Source organism: Streptomyces litmocidini (assembly GCF_014649755.1).
Classification (GTDB): Bacteria; Actinomycetota; Actinomycetes; order Streptomycetales; family Streptomycetaceae; genus Streptomyces; species Streptomyces litmocidini.
This window is the reverse complement of the sequence record NZ_BMTQ01000022.1, coordinates 92,497-110,111: the sequence shown is the minus strand read 5'-3', so window position 1 is coordinate 110,111 and position 17,615 is coordinate 92,497. Positions and strand designations below refer to the sequence as shown.

The 17,615-nt window shown below is 71.7% G+C and carries 19 protein-coding genes; 7 read left to right on the top strand and 12 right to left on the bottom strand.

What is annotated here, in order from left to right:
• Positions 1-108: 108 nt before the first annotated feature.
• From IE180_RS32780 to IE180_RS32765, 4 genes are read right to left on the bottom strand one after another with little or no spacing between them, the layout of a single operon-like run.
• On the bottom strand, positions 109-777 hold the full coding sequence (locus tag IE180_RS32780) for a response regulator (RefSeq protein ID WP_190160576.1): 669 nt from the start codon (positions 775-777) through the stop codon (positions 109-111).
• On the bottom strand, positions 774-2,024 hold the full coding sequence (locus IE180_RS32775; RefSeq protein ID WP_229861137.1) for a sensor histidine kinase: 1,251 nt from the start codon (positions 2,022-2,024) through the stop codon (positions 774-776). Before IE180_RS32775 ends, IE180_RS32780 begins: the two co-directional genes overlap by 4 nt.
• Positions 2,025-2,037: 13 nt before the next feature.
• On the bottom strand, positions 2,038-2,808 hold the full coding sequence (locus IE180_RS32770; protein ID WP_190160575.1) for an ABC transporter permease: 771 nt from the start codon (positions 2,806-2,808) through the stop codon (positions 2,038-2,040).
• Complete coding sequence (locus tag IE180_RS32765) at positions 2,805-3,707, bottom strand: ABC transporter ATP-binding protein (protein WP_190160574.1); 903 nt, start codon at positions 3,705-3,707, stop codon at positions 2,805-2,807. Before IE180_RS32765 ends, IE180_RS32770 begins: the two co-directional genes overlap by 4 nt.
• 175 nt (positions 3,708-3,882) lie before the next feature.
• On the opposite strand from IE180_RS32765, the gene IE180_RS32760 reads away from it, so the two are divergent.
• Positions 3,883-4,470, top strand: coding sequence for a GNAT family N-acetyltransferase (locus tag IE180_RS32760; protein ID WP_190160573.1), 588 nt, complete (start codon positions 3,883-3,885; stop codon positions 4,468-4,470).
• Here the strand turns inward: IE180_RS32760 and IE180_RS32755 are convergent.
• From IE180_RS32755 to IE180_RS32730, 6 genes are all read right to left on the bottom strand, one after another.
• Positions 4,467-6,002, bottom strand: a complete 1,536-nt coding sequence (locus IE180_RS32755) for a type IV secretory system conjugative DNA transfer family protein (protein ID WP_229861135.1) — start codon at positions 6,000-6,002, stop codon at positions 4,467-4,469. The genes IE180_RS32760 and IE180_RS32755 overlap by 4 nt on opposite strands.
• Positions 6,003-7,397 (bottom strand): ATP-binding protein, encoded by a 1,395-nt coding sequence (locus IE180_RS32750; protein ID WP_190160572.1) that lies wholly within the window; start codon positions 7,395-7,397, stop codon positions 6,003-6,005.
• A gap of 20 nt (positions 7,398-7,417) precedes the next feature.
• Positions 7,418-8,971: an SCO6880 family protein gene (locus IE180_RS32745; RefSeq protein ID WP_190160571.1), complete on the bottom strand. Its 1,554-nt coding sequence runs from the start codon at positions 8,969-8,971 to the stop codon at positions 7,418-7,420.
• On the bottom strand, positions 8,968-10,302 hold the full coding sequence (locus IE180_RS32740; RefSeq protein WP_190160570.1) for a hypothetical protein: 1,335 nt from the start codon (positions 10,300-10,302) through the stop codon (positions 8,968-8,970). The genes IE180_RS32745 and IE180_RS32740 overlap by 4 nt, the downstream gene beginning before the upstream one ends.
• A complete protein-coding gene (locus IE180_RS32735) occupies positions 10,292-11,128 on the bottom strand; it encodes a hypothetical protein (protein ID WP_190160569.1) in 837 nt (278 codons plus the stop codon). Before IE180_RS32735 ends, IE180_RS32740 begins: the two co-directional genes overlap by 11 nt.
• 99 nt (positions 11,129-11,227) lie before the next feature.
• Positions 11,228-11,536, bottom strand: a complete 309-nt coding sequence (locus IE180_RS32730; RefSeq protein ID WP_093874928.1) for a DUF8827 family protein — start codon at positions 11,534-11,536, stop codon at positions 11,228-11,230.
• A gap of 339 nt (positions 11,537-11,875) precedes the next feature.
• Here IE180_RS32730 and IE180_RS32725 point away from each other — a divergent pair, with 339 nt between their 5' ends.
• The gene (locus tag IE180_RS32725; RefSeq protein WP_190160568.1) at positions 11,876-12,901 is read left to right on the top strand and encodes a C40 family peptidase; all 1,026 of its coding nucleotides are present in this window, start codon (positions 11,876-11,878) and stop codon (positions 12,899-12,901) included.
• Between the two features lie 223 nt (positions 12,902-13,124).
• A complete protein-coding gene (locus IE180_RS32720; protein ID WP_190160567.1) occupies positions 13,125-13,847 on the top strand; it encodes a phosphatase PAP2 family protein in 723 nt (240 codons plus the stop codon).
• Positions 13,848-13,905: 58 nt separating this feature from the next.
• On the opposite strand, the gene IE180_RS32715 is transcribed toward IE180_RS32720, so the two are convergent.
• A complete protein-coding gene (locus IE180_RS32715) occupies positions 13,906-14,061 on the bottom strand; it encodes a hypothetical protein (protein ID WP_190160566.1) in 156 nt (51 codons plus the stop codon).
• Between the two features lie 129 nt (positions 14,062-14,190).
• Here IE180_RS32715 and IE180_RS32710 point away from each other — a divergent pair, with 129 nt between their 5' ends.
• A complete protein-coding gene (locus IE180_RS32710; protein WP_190160565.1) occupies positions 14,191-15,030 on the top strand; it encodes an SCO4651 family lipoprotein in 840 nt (279 codons plus the stop codon).
• A 98-nt stretch (positions 15,031-15,128) separates the two neighbouring features.
• Positions 15,129-15,374, top strand: coding sequence for a hypothetical protein (locus tag IE180_RS32705; protein ID WP_190160585.1), 246 nt, complete (start codon positions 15,129-15,131; stop codon positions 15,372-15,374).
• Positions 15,375-15,398: 24 nt separating this feature from the next.
• Here IE180_RS32705 and IE180_RS32700 read toward each other — a convergent pair whose 3' ends face one another.
• Positions 15,399-15,764 carry a metal-sensitive transcriptional regulator gene (locus tag IE180_RS32700; RefSeq protein WP_229861134.1) on the bottom strand — a complete coding sequence of 122 codons (366 nt, stop codon included), beginning with the start codon at positions 15,762-15,764 and terminating at the stop codon, positions 15,399-15,401.
• Positions 15,765-15,958: 194 nt separating this feature from the next.
• Here IE180_RS32700 and IE180_RS32695 point away from each other — a divergent pair, with 194 nt between their 5' ends.
• Together IE180_RS32695 and IE180_RS32690 are read left to right on the top strand one after the other, a co-directional pair.
• Positions 15,959-16,579, top strand: coding sequence for a DUF47 domain-containing protein (locus IE180_RS32695; protein WP_190160564.1), 621 nt, complete (start codon positions 15,959-15,961; stop codon positions 16,577-16,579).
• A 5-nt stretch (positions 16,580-16,584) separates the two neighbouring features.
• Positions 16,585-17,583, top strand: coding sequence for an inorganic phosphate transporter (locus tag IE180_RS32690; protein ID WP_190160563.1), 999 nt, complete (start codon positions 16,585-16,587; stop codon positions 17,581-17,583).
• Positions 17,584-17,615 lie beyond the last annotated feature (32 nt).

Genomic DNA, 17,615 nt, shown 5'->3' with positions numbered 1-17,615 from the left:
GTACTGCAGGGGGGACCCTGTGGGAGAGTAGGACGCCGCCGAACAATTTTTAGCCTCAGTCCCCGGACCCTGTCCGGGGGCTGAGGCATTTTTGCGTTCCGGGCCTTTTCAGGCCGGCGTGACGAGGTGGGTGTCGTAGGCCAGGATGACCGCCTGGACACGGTCCCGGGCGCCGGTTTTGGCGAGGATGCGGCCCACGTGGGTTTTCACCGTGGACTCGGCCAGGTGGAGGCGTTCCGCGATCTCCGTGTTGCTCCAGCCCCTTCCGACGACCGTGAGGATTTCCCGCTCCCGGTCCGTGAGGGAGGCGAGACGGGGGTCTTCGGGCTGTGGGGGCGCCGTGGGGGACGGCGGCAGGTGGTGGATGTAGGCGTCCAGGAGACGGCGGGTGAGGCTCGGGGCGACGACCGCGTCGCCGGCGGCCACCGCTCGGATGCCCGCGAGGAGCTCCTCCGGCTGGGCGTCCTTCACCAGGAAGCCGCTGGCACCGGCGCGGAGGCCGTCGTACGCGTACTCGTCGAGGTCGAAGGTCGTGACGATCAGGATCCGCGTCCGGGCACCGGTGGCGACGACGCGGCGCGTGGCCTCGATGCCGTCCAGGCCGGGCATCCGGATGTCCATCAGGACGACGTCGGGGTGGTGCCGGTCGACCAGGCGGATCGCCTCCGTGCCGTTCGAGGCCTCGCCGACGACCGTCATGTCGTCCTGGCTCTCGAGCAGCATGCGGAAGCCGAAGCGTTGCATCGGCTGGTCGTCCGCGATGAGAACGGTCGTCACGAGGGGATGTCCTCCCGGGGGAGTCGGAGTCGGACGGCCCAGCCGCCGGTCGGCAGCGGGCCGCAGTCGAGTGTGCCGTCGTAGAGGGCAGCGCGTTCGCGCATTCCGGTGAGTCCCTGGCCCCGGCCCGGGGTGGGGGTCGGGGTCGTCTCACCGGTGTTCGTGACCTCCGCCCGTACGTCGTGCGGTGTGTACGTGAGGATCACCCGCGCCTTCGCTTCCGGGCCCGCGTGCTTCAGGGTGTTCGTCAGGGCTTCCTGGACGACGCGGTAGACCGTCAGCTGGGCTCCCGGGGGAAGGGGCTGTGCGGGCGGTTCGTCGTGGGTTTCGAAACGTACGGGCAGGCCTGCCTTCCGTACGCCGGTGATCAGGGCGTCGAGGTCGGCCAGGGTGGGCTGGGGGTCGCGGGCCGCGTCCTCCTCGTCGTCGCGCAGGACGCCGAGGAGGCGACGGAGTTCGGCGAGGGCCTGGCGGCCCGTGGTGCCGATGGCTTCGAGGGCCTGGGCGGCGCGTTCCGGGTTCCTGGCCGCCGCGTAGCGGCCGCCGTCCGCCAGGCCGGTGATGACGGACAGGTTGTGGCCGATGATGTCGTGCATCTCGCGGGCGATGCGGGTGCGTTCGGCGGCCGCCGCGAGCCGGACCTCCTGGTCGCGTTCGATCTCCAGGCGGCGGGCCCGGTCGACGAGGCCGGCGGTGTGGTCCTTGCGGGAGCGGACCACGATGCCGAGGAGGGCGACCAGGGCGTACGCCCACAGGGTGGGGACGACGCGCTGGTCCCAGGAACCCGAGGGGAAGCGGACCGCTCCCGTCACGAGCGGCGGCAGGATCAGGGCCGGGGACCACAGGAGTGCGCGGGGCGGGCGGCTGAGCGCGATGTGGAAGAGCGGGAGCATCTGGAGGTACGCGGCCTGGAGGAAGGCCCCCGAACCGTCGCTGACCAGGGTCGCGCCGGCCATCACCGCCAGGACGGCCGTGGGGTGACGCCGGCGCCAGTACAGCGGTACGGCGAGGGCCAGGGACAGGGTGACCACGAGCCAGGACGGGACGGACGGGTCGCGGGCGGTGTTCCGCCAGCCGCCGGCCGCGTCCACGAGGGCCGCGACCGTCCAGAGGAGGGTCACCGCGGTGTCCCACGCCCAGGGGCGGTTCCCGTCGAAGGCCCGCATGCGGGCGAGGAGGCGTTGGGCGTGTCTGCTCGGGCCCGTCGTACCGGGCGGCCGCGGCGTCTCCTCCGTGTCCGTGGTCACCCCGTCATCTTCCTCATACGTCGCGGCGCTTCAGCAACAGGGCGGGGACGGCGAGTGCCGCGGCCGCCCACAGAAGGAGGGCCAGGAAGGCCGCGCCGGGCGAGGCGGCGCCCGGGAGCGGGATCGCGGAGCCGAGGACGCCGACCGCCTGCGTGGGGAAGTACCGGACGACGGTGTCCATCACCTCGTACGGAAGCGTTCCGAGGATCTCCGGGAGGATCAGGACCCCGCCGACGAAGGCGCCGATCGCGCCCGGCACCGAGCGGAGGGCGGCGCCGAGGCCGAGGGCGATCAGGCCGAGGAGGGTGACGCCGGCGGCGTTGCCGGCGATGGCGGTGAGGATGCCGTCGTCGGTGAGGGAAGCGGCCTGGTCGGTGTCGGCGAGGAAGACCTGGGCGGTGAGGAAGGTCAGCAGGGCGGTGAGGAGGGAGGTCGTGAAGACCGTGACCGTGTAGACCGTGGCCTTCGCCCACAGGACCGGGACTCGGCTCGGGACGGCGGTGAGGGTCGCGCGGATCATGCCCGTCGCGTACTCGCCGGCGGTGACGAGGATGCCGAGGACGGCGAGGGCGATGCCGCCGAGCTGGGAGCCGTACAAGGTGAGGACGACGGTGTCGACGTCGGAGTCTCCGCCGCCGGAGGTGTAGGTGGCGCCCATGAGGATGCCGACGCCGAGGAGGAGCGCGGCGGAGGTGAGGACGGTGATCCAGGTGGAGCGGACGGTCCGGAGCTTGTGCCACTCGGAACGGAGGACTCGGGCCGGGGTGATCGCGGGGGTGGTCATGCGGAGGCCCCCTGGTACTCGACGGAGTCGCGGGTGAGGTCCATGAACGCCTGCTCGAGCGAGGGGGCCTGCGGGGTGAGCTCGTGGAGGGGGACGGCGTGGGCGGCGGCCGCACGGCCGATCTCCGGCGCCTCCAGGCCGGCGACGAGGAGGGTGTCCGGTCCCTCCGCGGTGATCCGGGCGTCGGGGAGGAGTGCGCGCAGGCGGTCCGCCTCCGGGGTGACGACCTTGACGCTCGTGCCGCCCGAGGCGCGGACGAGCTCGTCGACGGTGGTGTCGGCGAGGAGACGGCCCTTGCCGATGACGATCAGGCGGTCGGCGGTGAGCGCCATCTCGCTCATGAGGTGGGAGGAGACGAGGACGGTACGGCCCTCGGCCGCCAGGTTCTTGAGGAGCGTGCGGATCCAGAGGACGCCCTCCGGGTCGAGGCCGTTGACCGGTTCGTCGAGGACGACGGTGGCCGGGTCGCCGAGGAGCGCGGCGGCGATGCCGAGGCGCTGGCCCATGCCGAGGGAGAAGCCCTTGACGCGTTGGTGGGCGACGTGGGTGAGGCCGGTGAGGGCGAGGACCCGCTCCACGCGGGCGCGTGGGATGCCGTGCGTGTGGGCGAGCGCCATGAGGTGGTGGTGCGCGGAGCGGCCGGGGTGCACGGAGCGGGCTTCCAGGAGGGCGCCGACGTGGGTGAGCGGGGCGCGGTGGGCGGCGTAGGGGCGGCCGTCGACGGTGGCGTGGCCGCGGGTGGGGGCGTCGAGGCCGAGGATCATGCGGAGGGTGGTGGACTTGCCGGCGCCGTTGGGGCCGAGGAAGCCGGTGACGGAGCCCGGGTGGACGGTGAAGCTGAGGTCCTGGACGACGGTGGTGTCCCCGTACCGTTTGGTGAGGTTCTCTGCTCGGATCATGCCTTCGACGCTAGGGAGCGGGCGGGGGCGGGGCGTCGGACCGGGGACGGGTGTGCGGGGGCGGGCGTAGTACCCGGGTACGACGGGCTTGGTGCTTGGTGCTTGGCGCTTCGTGCCTCGTGCTTCGGAGAAAAGGCCTTGTCAGGGGGGTGTGGGGCTCGCCAGGATCGGCGGCATGGACTATTCGATACGCACCATCCGCGCCGACGAGTGGGAGAAGACCCGCGAGATCCGGCTGGCGGCCCTTCAGGACCCGATCGCTCACCTGGCGTTTCTCGACACGTACGAGGCGGCCGTCGGGCGGTCCGACGAATTCTGGAAGGAGCGGGCGGAGGGCGCGTCCGAGAGCGGCGCCGGGAAGGTGCGGCAGTTCGTGGCCGAGGCCCCGGACGGCAGCTGGGCGGGCACGATCTCGCTGCTCGTGGAGCGGCCGTCGGACGAGGTGCGGTTCGGCGAGGCGGCGAAGGTGGAGCAGACGCACATCGTGGGCGTGTACGTGCGCCCCGAGGCGCGCGGGACCGGGGTGATCGACGCGCTGTTCCGGGCGGGGGTGGAGTGGTCCTGGGGGCTGACCGAGCCGGTGATCGAGCGGGTGCGGCTGTACGTGCACGAGGAGAACGCGCGGGCCGCGGCGTTCTACCGGCGGTTCGGGTTCGTGGCGACGGGGGAGGCGGTGGCGGTGCCGGGGTCCGAATCGGCGCTGGAGCTTGAGTACGAGGTGGTGCGGCCTTCGGCGGGCGCGGGGTCAGGCGCGGGAGCCTAGGCGCGGCCGGGGGCCCCGTCCGTTGTGCCCACCCGTTCCGCCCCGGCGGAACGGCTGCCCACGACTCGCCAGCGGCTCTTCGCCTGTTCCTCCGAGCGCATCAGGGCCAGGGTCGGGAGGCCTTGGGCGTGGCCCGTCGCCAGGAGGTCCGGGAGCTGGGGGAGGGGGGCCACGGCGGCCACGTCGTCGAGGACGAGGGTCAGTGGTGGGTCGAGCCGACCGTCGGATGACCGTGCGGCCATGCGGCGGCCGTGCTCGACCACGCTTGCGGCGAGGGCCGTGAGGAGCGGCATCGCGCCGGGGTGGGTGCGGGGATCCTCGATCGCCTCGCCCACCACGTAGAGCGTGCCCCCTTCGGCGAGGAAAGATGCGAGTGCCAGCGAATCAGTTCGATTCGGTACGCATGCCTCCCTGATGTGGATCGAGGAGAGGGAGGCGAGCGCACGGGCCGTCAGTTCCTGTGCCAGGCGGCGGCTTTCGGGGTGGGCGGTGAGCGCCGACTCCAGGAGGCCCGCCAGGCCCGAGGCGGCCTTCGGGTGGCTGCGGAGGATGCGTACGGGCTCGTGGGCGCCCGCGCCCTGTGCCCAGCGGTGGACCTGGCGGAAGGGGCGGCCGTCGGCGGCGGCGGCGTGCAGCCAGCAGCGCAGGAGCGTCTCCGCGGTGTCGGCGGTGGCCGCGTCGAGGCGGGAGTGCGGGCGCACGGGGGCGAGCAGGGCGGTCGCGCGTTCCTGCGCCACCGCCGGGTCCTCGCAGCCCTCGGACGGTGACCAGTGGAGCCGGGCGGGGGTGTCGCAGAGGTGGCCGGGGTCGTACACGAGGACCGGGCCGAGCTTGCCGCGCGCGTCCTTGGTGGAGGACCAGACGGCGGGGTCGGAGGTGACGACCAGGACCGGGCCCTCGGCGTCCAGGATCGCCTGTGCGGCGGCCGGGCGGCGGGTCTCCGGGGGGCCGTAGAGGGTGCGGGGGGTGGCTATGGGGGCGAGCGGGGCGGTGGCAGGGGCGGGGGCGATCACTGGTGCCGGTGCCGCTGCCGGCACCGGTGTTGGCGTCGCTGTCGGGGTCGGGGCCGGGGCCGGTGTCGGATCCGGGGGGAGTTCCTCCGTCGGGTGGCGCGGGGCCGGGGGCGCGGGGGGCTCCTCCCGTACCCGTGCGGGAGTCGTCTCGTACGTTCCCGCCTTCCGGTTCGCGCGGACCGCGCGCCAGCGGGCCAGGGTGCCGAGGACGAAGACGGCGAGGACCATCAGGATCATCGCCTCGCCGATCACCAGGCCCCAGAAGAGGCCGTACCCCGACAGCTGCTCCGGCGGGGTCGCCGGCCAGGCGGCCGGGAGGTCCGTCGGGGCCGTCGCCAGGGAGCGCAGGGCCGAGGGGGTGCCCGTGAAGGCGATCCCCCGCGGCCAGGCGCCGTGGGTGAGGAGGCCGGCGAGGCCGGTGGCCGTCCACACCAGGACCGTGAGGCCGAGGAGGAGGGCGATCAGGCTGAGGAGCAGCCCGTCGGAGATCCCTCCGCCTCCCTTCCGCGCCTGTTCCATCTACGCCACCGTCGACTGTGAAGTGCCGTTCATCTGCTGCTCGATGAGGATCGCCCGCTGCTCCGTCTCCCACTCCAGTTCCGGGTCCGCGACGGAGGATTCGGTCATGGCGCGGTCGGTGTAGACGAGCGGGCGTTCCTTCTCGGTGATGAGGTGTTTGACCACCTGGACGTTGCCGTTGACGTCCCAGACGGCGATGCCGGGGGTGAGGGTCGGGATGATCTCCACGGCCCAGCGGGGGAGGCCCAGGACGCGGCCCGTGTTGCGGGCCTCGTCGGCCTTCTGGGCGTAGATGGTGCGGGTGGAGGCCATCTTGAGGATGGCTGCGGCTTCCTTCGCCGCCGCTCCGTCGACCACGTCGCTGAGGTGGTGGACGACGGCGACGAAGGACAGGCCGAGGCGACGGCCGAACTTCAGGAGCCGCTGGAACAGCTGGGCCACGAAGGGGCTGTTGATGATGTGCCAGGCCTCCTCGACCAGGAAGATGCGCTTCTTCCGGTCGGGGCGGATCCAGGTGTGTTCCAGCCAGACGCCGACGATCGCCATGAGGATGGGCATGGCGATGGAGTTGCGGTCGATGTGGGAGAGGTCGAAGACGATGAGCGGGGCGTCCAGGTCGATGCCGACCGTGGTGGGGCCGTCGAACATGCCGCGCAGGTCGCCGTCGACGAGGCGGTCGAGGACGAGGGCGACGTCCAGGCCCCAGGCCCGTACGTCGTCTATGTCGACGTTCATCGCCTCGGCCGATTCGGCCTCCGGGTGGCGGAGGCGTTCGACGATGTCGGTGAGGATCGGCTGCCGGTCGGTGGTGTGCTCGGTGACGTGGGCGTGGGCGACCTTGAGCGCGAAGCCGGAGCGCTCGTCGAGGCCGTGGCCCATCGCCACCTCGATGATCGTGCGGAGGAGGGCCAGCTGGCCCGTCGTGGTGATCGACGGGTCGAGGGGGTTGAGGCGGATCCCGGAGTCGTTGGCGACCATCGGGTCCAGGCGGATGGGGGTTATCCCCAGCTCCTGGGCGATGAGGTTCCATTCGCCGACGCCGTCCTCGCCCTGGGCGTCGAGGACGACGACCTGCCGGTCGCGGAAGCGGAGCTGGCGGAGCACGTACGTCTTCTCCAGGGCCGACTTTCCGTTGCCGGATTCGCCCAGCACCAGCCAGTGCGGGGCGGGGAGCTGCTGACCGTACAGCTGGAAGGGGTCGTAGATGTAGCCCTTCCCGCTGTAGACCTCGCGGCCGATGATGACGCCGGAGTCGCCGAGGCCGGGTGCGGCGGTCGGCAGGTAGACGGCCTGGGCCTGCCCGGTGGAGGTGCGGACGGGCAGGCGGGTCGTCTCCACCTTCCCGAAGAGGAAGGAGGTGAAGGCTTCGGTGAGGACGGACAGCGGATCTCGCATGGGTCTGTGCCCCTTCGGCCCTAGCGGCGGATGCCGGTCGCGAACGGCAAGGTGTTCACAAAGGCCCGGTGGTGCTCGCGGTCGCACCACTCCAGCTTCAGGTACGACTTGCCGGCGGAGGCCCTGATCGTGCGCTTGTCCCGGGCGAGGGCCTCGGGCGAACGCGACGACACCGTGATGTACCCGACGAGGTTCACTCCCGCCGCGCCGCTGGCGAGATCTTCACCCCGCTGGTCGAGCCGGCCGTGGGCGGCGATGTCGCGCGGGTCGACCGTGCGGTTCATCTTGGCGGCGCGGCTGGCGTCGGCCTCGTCGTTGGTCTTCTCGGTGAGCATCCGCTCGATGGCGACCTCGGTGGGCTCCAGGTCCATGGTGACGGCGACCGTGCGGATGACGTCGGGGGTGTGGACGAGGAGCGGGGCGAGGAAGTTGACGCCGACGGGGGTCATCGGCCACTCCTTGACCCAGGCCGTGGCGTGGCACCAGGGGGCGCGGGTGGAGGACTCGCGGGTCTTCGCCTGGAGGTACGTGGGTTCCATCGCGTCGAGTTCGGCGGGCCAGGCGTTCCGCTTCGTCATGGCCTGGATGTGGTCGATGGGGTGGTCCGGGTCGTACATGGAGTGGACGAGGGACGCGAGGCGGGACTGGCCGAGGGGCTGGCGGACGCGGATGTCGGCCTCGGCGAGGCGGGCGCAGATGTCGGTGAGCTCGCGGGCCATGACGACGGCGAGGCCCGCGTCGCGGTCGAGCTTGCGGGCGCCGGAGGCGTGGCGGGCGGCGCGGGCCATGGCGTTGGCCTCGGCGGCGAGCTCGCGGGTGTAGTGCATGCAGGCGACGAGGTAGGCGCGGTGCTGCTCGCTGGAGGTGGAGACCATCGACTGGAGCTGGTCGTACGACTCCTGGAGCCACGCGGGCGCGTGCGGGTCGCCGCGCTGGCCGACGTCCTTGGCGTGCGCGTCGGGGTCGGCGGGAAGGGTGCGGGCCAGCATCTGGAGGCGGGTGACGAAGCCGTCGCCGTTGGCGACGTGCTTGAGGAGGGTGCCGAAGCGGTCGACCAGGGCCTCCTGGTCCTCGCTGTCGCGCAGGCCGACGCCGGGGCCCTCGATCTCGATGGCGGCGGTGACGGTGCGGCGGTCGGCGTGGAGGAGGACGGCGATCTCGTCCGGGCCGAAGGGGGCGGAGAGCCAGCCGATGTTGCCGATGCCGGGGGGCGGGCCGACCTCGACCTCGCGGCCGTCGATGCGGGTGCCGGCCTCGTGGGCGACGGAGCGGTAGGCCGTGCCGCGCTTGAGCATCCGCTTGTAGCTGCGGTTGATCTCGAACCACTTGTAGAAGGTGCGGTGCTTGTACGGGAGGTACACGGCGGCGATCGCGAGCATGGGCAGGCCCGCGAGGAGCGCGATCCGCAGGGGGAGGGCGGGGACGAGGAGTCCGCTCATCATGCCGAGGAAGGCGCCGACGATGATCAGGGCGATCTCGCCGGTCTCGCGGTTCTTGCCGACGATCGCGTTCGGCCGGGCGCGGCCGATGAGATACGTGCGGCGGGGCGTGACCGGCTGGGACTGGGTCGTCAACGCCCTGCACCTCCAGAGTTCTTGCGGTTGCTGTGCGGGGTGCCCGCGGTGGGGCTGCTGCTACGGGGCGGGGGCGTCGCGCCGCCGGTGCCCCCGGTGCCGCCGCCTCCGCCGCGGCTGCTGTGCGCGGCCATGCCGCCGGAGAGGGGGTTGGCGGGGCGGGGGGCGGAGCCCTGGGACTGGCCGCCGCCGCTGTCGCGGGTGCTGTGGGTCTTGATGCCCTGGGAGACGAGGGACGCGGGGGAGGAGATGACGGCCGCGGCCGCGTTCTCACCGGCGCGGTGGAGGCGGTTGTTGCGGGAGGCGGCGATCTCGTCGCCGAAGCCGGGGACGAAGCGGTAGATCATCGCGGAGGCGAAGATGGCGAGCAGGATGATCGCGAGGCCGGAGACGACGGCGGAGAAGGAGTTCGGGCCGGTGCCGGAGGAGAGGGCGCCGGCGAGGCCGAGGACGATCACGATGACCGGCTTGACCAGGATGATCGCGATCATGATGCCGGCCCAGCGGCGGACGTGGCCCCACATGTTCTTGTCGACCAGGCCGGAGTAGACGACGACGCCGAGGAGCGCGCCGACGTACAGCATGACGGCGCGGAGGAACAGCTCCAGGTAGAGGACGCCGGCGGCGAGGACGGTCACCAGGGACACGATGATCAGCATGATGGGGCCGCCACCGATGCTGTCGCCCTTCTGGAGGGCCTCCTTGAAGCTGCCGAAGAAGATGTCGGTCTGCTGGCCGGTGCCGGAGGCGATGACCTCGGTGACGGCGTCGGTGGCGTTGACGACGGTGTAGAGGATCAGGGGGGTGAACGCGGAGGCGAGGACCGTCAGCCAGAGGAAGCCGATGGCTTCGGAGAGGGCCGTGGTGAGGGGGACGCCGCGGACGGCCCGCTTGGCGACGGCGAGGAGCCAGAGGAGGAGGGTGAGGACGGTCGAGGCGGCGAAGACGATCGCGTAGCGGCCGAGGAAGGCGGTGTTGGTGAAGTCGACGTCGACGGTCTCTTTGACGGCCTTGGAGAGGTAGTCGACGGTCGCCACGGCGGCGTCGGCGAAGCCGCGGGAGAGGGAGGTGAGGGGGTCGAGGGCGGTGGTGGGGTCGGTGACGGTGGTCTTGCCGGCTCCGCCGTTGGTCTGGCCCTTCTCGCAGAGGTCCCGTGCCTGCCCCACGATGAGGCGGCAGGGGTTGGCACTGGCGCTCGGGGTCGGCGTCGGGCCCGGCGGGGTCGGCGTGGGCGCCGCCTGGGCGTTGGAGGCGAGCAGGAGCGGTGCGCTGAGGAAGGCGACGGCGAGTGCGGCCGTCGCGCGACCCGCCAGGCTTCGGCTAGCGGGCATAGGTGAACCCTCCGTATCCCTGGACGGCCTCGGCGATCTCGTCGGCCGTGGAGGCGCGGTTGTCGCCGTTGACCGGCGTGGGGCCTTCGCTCTGGGTGGAGGACTCCACGCGCCAGTCGTCCCCGACCCACGTGAGCTTCTCCGTGAGGGTGAACCAGGTGGACGTGACCGGCTTGGTCGAGCCCGTGCCGGCGAGGCCGACCAGGCCGGTGCACCAGACCTCGACGGTCGCGGAGGTGTCGGTGTAGTCCCGGACCTTGGCGCCGACCGGGATCGTGCGGGACACGAAGGTCAGACCGGAGGGAGCGGTGCCGTTGGCGTCGAGTCCGATGCCTGCCAGGAAGTCGGCCGTGTAGGCGGCGTTCAGCTCCCGCACGAGGTCGTCCGCGACCTTGGGATCGTGGATGGCGCGCACGATGCCTTCGCGGGGACCGGCCTGGAACATGTCGACCGACCCCAGCGCCACCGCGTAGTTCGTCGCCGCGCTCTGGGCGCCCTGGTCGTCGTGGCTGTAGCCCGTGGGGATCGCGCCGTTCTTGCCGGTGACCGGGCGGACGCCCGTCGCGGCGGTGGGGGCGGTCCTGTCCGGTGTGCCGGAGCGGGCGCCGGCCGCGTCCGCCGGTTCGCCGTCGCCGCGGTTGGCGAAGGCGATCGCGGCGACGAGGAGGACCATCACGCCCACGACCGTGATGAGGGATCGGGAGCTGCGGACGGGGCGGCGGGCGCCGCCGTAGACGTCGCCGCCGTTGCCCTCGGGCAGGCGGGTCCGGGTCTGGCCCGAGCCGCCCACGCCGCCGAAGCTGTCGTGCTCGTCGCCGGGACTCATGCCGGGTACGCCCCCTCACTCGTTCGCGGGTACGGCCGTGCTTCAACATGACTGGGCATCAGGGAACGCATTCTCAGGAGGGTCGGGTCCGACGGGAGATCAGACGGCCATCCCGTACACGATGGTGAACAGCGTTCCCAGCGATCCGATGATGAAGACGCCGGTCAGACCGGCGACGATCAGGCCCTTGCCCTGTTCCGCGCTGAACGTGTCCCGGAGGGCGGTCGCGCCGATGCGCTGCTTGGCCGCTCCCCAGATGGCGATGCCGAGGCAGAGCAGGATGGCCACGGCCATCACGACCTCGATCATCACCTTGGCTTCGGCGCCCAGGCTCCCGAAAGGTCCCCAGTTGGGGGCGATTCCACCGATGATGGTGTTGATGTCGCCCTTTTCGGCCGCCAGGTACATATAACTCACCGCCCCTGTTGGGTACTTGTGCGCCCCTGCCGGACGGCATGGGTCATCGCCCTATCTTCGCTGATGAAACCGCCCATGTGTGACGGCTTGGCGGCTCTCTTTACCCGATCCCCGCACACTTGACCGGTCCGACCGTCTTGACCTGCGGTGGTGTGGCCGGTTTCCATGCGAAGAAGCGTATGGTCACTCTGTGTATCACGGAGAGTGACTCCGGGCAATGATTGTCGTTGTTGCACTCTTGGGGCCGCGTCAGACGCCATCCCCTCGCGGCGCCCCGACGCCTAGACTGACCGCCCGGACGTACTGCCATGAACCGAGGGGTGGTTGACGGTGCGTAGGGCTGGCAAGGCGTGGTGGTGGGCCGGCGGGGGGCTGGGGGTGTGTCTCGGCTTCGTCGCGCTGCTCGTCGTCGGCACGTACTCCGCGGCGGCCGGTATCGCCGGCGGCGTGAGTGGCGGGGGCGGGGCCGTCGCGCTCGCCAAGGGGGCCGTTCCCGCGCTCTACCAGGGGCTCGTGCAGCGGTGGGGGAACCTGTGCCCCGCCATCAACCCGGCGCTGCTCGCCGCCCAGCTCTACCAGGAGAGCGGCTGGAACCCGCGGGCCGTCTCCCCGGCCGATGCCCGGGGCATCGCCCAGTTCATCCCCGGCACCTGGGCGGGGCACGGCATCGACGGGGACGGGGACGGGGACCGGGACATCTGGGACCCGCAGGACGCCATTCCGTCCGCCGCCTCGTACGACTGCGAAATCGCCGGCTACGTGAAGGACGTTCCCGGGGACCCGGCGGACAACATGCTGGCCGCGTACAACGCGGGCGCGTACCGGGTCATCCGGCACGGCGGGGTGCCGCCCATCAGCGAGACGCAGAACTACGTCCGCATCATCCGGTCCCTGGAGAAGAGCTTCGCCCGGCCGGTGGGCCGGGTCGCGCCCTCGCAGCAGGCCGCGGGCGCCATCACGTACGCGCAGGAGAAGCTGGGCACGCCGTACCTCTGGGGCGGTACGGGCACGGCCGCGCAGAACGGGCGCTTCGACTGTTCCGGGCTCACCCAGGCCGCGTACGACAGCGTCGGCGTGCAGTTGCCGCGCGTCGCCAACGACCAGTACAACGCGGGCCCGCACCCGAGCCGGGACGAGCTGCTCCCGGGCGACCTCGTGTTCTTCTCGGACGACCTGACGAACTCCCGGGCCATCCGGCACGTCGGCATCTACGTCGGCGGCGGCTACATGATCGACGCCCCGCGGACCGGGGCCGTGATCCGTTTCGACCGGATCGACACCCCGGACTACTTCGGGGCCACCCGGGTCACCCAGGAGGGCGCGGCGGCTCTGCCCACCCATCTTCCGGGGACCTGAGGGGAGGAGACGGCCCGTCGGGCGGCCTTCGGGGCGTATGGGGCATGGCCGGAACTCTCCGTCATGCGCAGGCCCTGGGCTGCGGGGGGCCGTCACTCTTCGATAACGTCGGCATGATCCACCGGAGAGAGCGGAACGTACGCCTCAGGCGGTTCGTTCCCCGATCCGACCGCTCTGACCACGGGGGTTGGAAACCAGACACGAGAGCAAGGGGCCGCAGCAGATGGCTGAACTCGCATCGGACGGCTCGAACCCCGATGTCGGCCTGCTCTACGACATCAACGGACTGGCCAAGGCCGCTCCGCCGTGGTTCGACCGCGTCATGGAGTTCGTCGGCGAGTACGGGATCGTGCTCGCGATGGTCCTCGTCGTGCTCTGGTGCTGGTGGAGCGTCCGCAGGCGCGGCACCCTCGCCGACTCCGTCTCGGCCGTCGCCGGGCTCGTGTGGGCCCCGCTGGCGGCCGGCATCGCCCTGCTGGTCAACATCCCCATCCGCGGCTTCGTGGAGCGCCCCCGGCCCTTCCGGGACCACCAGGGCCTCGAGGTCCTCGTCGACGGGAAGACCGACTTCTCCTTCGTCAGCGACCACGCCACGCTGGCGATGGCGCTCGGCGTCGGCCTCTTCGTCGCCCACCGCCGGTTCGGCCTCGCCGCCATCGCCCTCGCCCTCGCCGAGGGCTTCGCCCGGGTCTACATGGGCGTCCACTATCCGACCGACGTCATCGGGGGCTTCGCCCTCGGCACGGCCGTGGCGCTGCTCCTCGCCCCGGTCGCGCTCGCCCTGCTGACGCCCCTCGTCTCCGCCGTCGCCCGCTCCGGCCGCGGCGCCCGGCTGGTCCGCTCCCGCCGGGGCGACGCGGCGCGCCGCCACGAGACCGTCGGCATCCCCGAGCCCCGGCTCGGCGGCCCCGCCGCCGGCACCGGCCAGAACGACCTGGCCGCCTAGGGACCGTCTTGCGGACCAGGACCGATCGAGGAGTGCGGCCCGGTCCGGAGGGCAGCCCCTAGGAGCCGATGGTCCGCAGGTGTTCCGCCGCGTCCGTGCGGGCCTTGTCGCGGGATCTGCGGGCCGGGCCCGTCCAGCCGCAACTGCACCGTGCCAGCGCGAACGATCCGCGCTCCGTCGTCGTGGTCGTGTGGGAGGAAGCCTGCGCGTGCACCCCACCACCGTACTGCGCGTGACGGCACGCCCCCGGCGTCGTTATGCGGATCGGGTGCCCCCGGGCCCGCGGGCCCCGGGGAAGGGCGGTGCCGGGCAAACAGCGGTGAGGCGTTGGGGGTTGGCGGCGATGGTGGTGCAGCGGTACGGGAGTCCGCGGGGCTTCGGGAGCGGGGCGGTCGCCGCCGTCCTGGTCGGCTCCTTCGTCGGGGCCGCCACGGTCACGGGCTGCGCCGCCCCCGAGGATCCGAAGGCGGCGGCCGCCGACCCCGCCCTCGCCGTGCGGAGCGCGGCCGACGCCCTGGTGCGGGCCGGGACCTCCAAGGCGAGCACCTCCATGGAGATGGCCGCCGGCGGCACCCGGGTCACCATCCGGGGCGAGGGCGGCTACGACTTCCGGCGCCGCACCGGGCGGCTCCAGGTGTTGCTGCCGAAGGACCCGGCGGGGGCGAGCGAGCACCGGCCGATCACCGAGCTCCTCACCCCCGGCGCGCTCTACATGAAGAACCGGGGCGCCGGGGTGCCCGCCGACAAGTGGGTCCGCGTCGACACCGCCGCCCTCGACGACGGGAACCTCGTCACCAACGGCGCCACCGACCCGGCCGCCGCGGCGGAGCTGCTGCGGGGCGCCCGCGAGGTCACGTACCTCGGCGAGGTCGATCTGGCAGGGGTGAAAGTCGGCCACTACCGGGGCGTCGCCGACCTCGCGCACGCCGCCCGGGCCGCCTCGCCGCAGGTGCGGGGGGCGCTCGCCGCGGCGGCGAAAGGGTTCGCCGAGGACGCGGTTCCCTTCGACGCGTACCTCGACGGCGAGGGGCGGCTGCGGAAGGTGCGCCACCGGTTCAGCTTCAGCAACCAGGGCCGGACGGTCGCGGTCGCCTCGACGACCCTGCTGTACGGCTTCGGGGTTCCCGTCGAGGTGACGCTGCCGGACCACCGGGACATCTACGCGGGGAAGATCGGGGCCTGAGCCGGGGGCCGAGGCGGAGCCCGAGCCGGTGGCCGAGGCGGAGCCCGAGCCGGGGCCGGGCCCGGTGGCGGCACGGGCCATCGGCAAATGGTCCAGACGTGTCATGCGCCGTACGCGTCGCCGTACCTACGCTGGGGGACCGCTGGGAGACCGACGCCGGCAGGAAGAGGTGGATGCGCGTGGCCCCGCCCGGTACAGCAACCGTGCCCGCAGACCCGGACTGCGTCGCCCTCGCGGAGATCGAGCTCTGCGGCGAGCTGATCATCGCGGCGTCGGCCGCGGACGGGGAGCGGCTCAGCGCCGACCGGATCGACGAGGTGCTGCGGGTGGCGGCGGACCTCTGAGAGCGAGGCCCGGTCCACCCCCTCTCAGGTGCGCATCATGCGGGCGATGGCCTTCGTGGCCTCCTCGACCTTCTCGTCGATGCCCGTGCCGGTGGCCGCCGCGTCCGCGACGCAGTGCCGCAGGTGCTCCTCCAGGAGCTGGAGGGCGAAGGACTGGAGCGCCTTCGTCGAGGCGGAGACCTGCGTGAGTATGTCGATGCAGTAGACGTCCTCGTCGACCATCCGCTGGAGGCCGCGGATCTGGCCCTCGATCCGGCGCAGCCGCTTGAGGTGCTCGTCCTTCTGCTTGTGGTAGCCGTGCACGCCGTGGTCGTGCCCGTGCGCGTGGTCGGCCGGCCCGACGGCCCCGACGGCCTCGGGGGTGACCTGGTCCGTCTCGGTGGTCGTCATCGCGTCCTCCCGTTGTCCATAAAAGGGGGTGTATACCCCTCGTGGGTATATGGTACCGATCCCCGCCGGTCCGGGCGGGGGCCCGTGCAGTTCACTGTGCCCGATGGGCGACACTGAGAGACGCCGGTTAGCCGTGGCCGGATGATGCGCCTAGCATCAGCCTGACCGAAACCCAGCACACCCGAGGACCTCACGTGCGATTTCGTCTGACCCCCAGGGAGACGAGCTTCTACGACATGTTCGCCGCGTCCGCGGACAACATCGTCACGGGCTCCAAGCTCCTGATGGAACTGCTCGGAGCGGAGCCTTCCGCCCGGGCCGAGATCGCGGAGCGGATGCGGGCAGCGGAGCACGCCGGTGACGACGCCACCCACGCGATCTTCCACCAGCTGAACTCCTCCTTCATCACACCGTTCGACCGCGAGGACATCTACTCCCTCGCTTCGTCCCTCGACGACATCATGGACTTCATGGAAGAGGCCGTCGACCTGGTCGTCCTCTACAACATCGAAGAGCTCCCCAAGGGTGTCGAGCAGCAGATCGAGGTCCTGGCCCGGGCGGCGGTGCTGACCGCCGAGGCCATGCCGAACCTGCGGACGATGTCCAACCTCACCGAGTACTGGATCGAGGTCAACCGCCTCGAGAACCAGGCGGACCAGATCCACCGCAAGCTGCTCGCCCACCTCTTCAACGGCAAGTACGACGCCATCGAGGTGCTGAAGCTCAAGCAGGTCGTGGATGTGCTGGAGGAGGCGGCCGACGCCTTCGAGCACGTGGCCAACACGGTGGAGACCATCGCGGTCAAGGAGTCCTGAGCTTCGTGGACACCTTCGCTCTGATCGTGACCATCGGGGTCGCGCTCGGCTTCACGTATACGAACGGCTTCCACGATTCCGCCAACGCCATCGCCACCTCGGTGTCGACCCGGGCGCTGACCCCCCGGGCGGCGCTGGCGATGGCGGCGGTCATGAACCTCGCCGGCGCCTTCCTCGGCAGCGGTGTCGCGCACACCGTCAGCAAGGGCCTGATCGAGACGCCGACGGGCAATTCGGGGATGGGCATCCTCTTCGCCGCCCTGCTCGGCGCGATCGTCTGGAACCTGGTCACCTGGTACTTCGGTCTTCCCTCGTCCTCCTCGCACGCCCTGTTCGGCGGCATGGTGGGCGCGGCGCTCGCGGGGGGCACGGAGGTCATCTGGTCGGGTGTCCTGGAGAAGGTCGTCATCCCGATGTTCCTCTCGCCGGTGGTCGGTCTGATCGCCGGTTACCTGGTGATGACCGCGATCCTGTGGATGTTCCGCAAGGCCAATCCGCACAAGGCCAAGCGCGGCTTCCGCATCGCGCAGACCGTCTCGGCCGCCGGCATGGCGCTGGGCCACGGTCTCCAGGACGCGCAGAAGACGATGGGCGTCGTGGTGATGGCCCTGGTCATCGGCGACGTGCAGAGCGCGGACGCGCCGATCCCGGTGTGGGTGAAGTTCGCCTGCGCCGTGATGCTCTCGCTCGGTACGTACGCGGGCGGCTGGCGGATCATGCGGACCCTCGGCCGCAAGATCATCGAGCTGGACCCGCCGCAGGGCTTCGCCGCGGAGACGACGGGCGCATCGATCATGTTCGTCACCGCCTTCATCTTCAAGGCGCCGATCTCCACGACCCACGTCATCACCTCGGCGATCATGGGCGTGGGCGCCACGAAGCGGGTCAACGCGGTCCGCTGGGGCGTCGCCAAGAACATCGTCCTCGGCTGGTTCATCACCATGCCGGCGGCGGCGATCGTCGCCGCCGTGAGCTACTACGCGGTGCAGCTGGTCTTCGGGTAGGGCCTTCGTACGTCGATGGGCCCGGCTCCCCC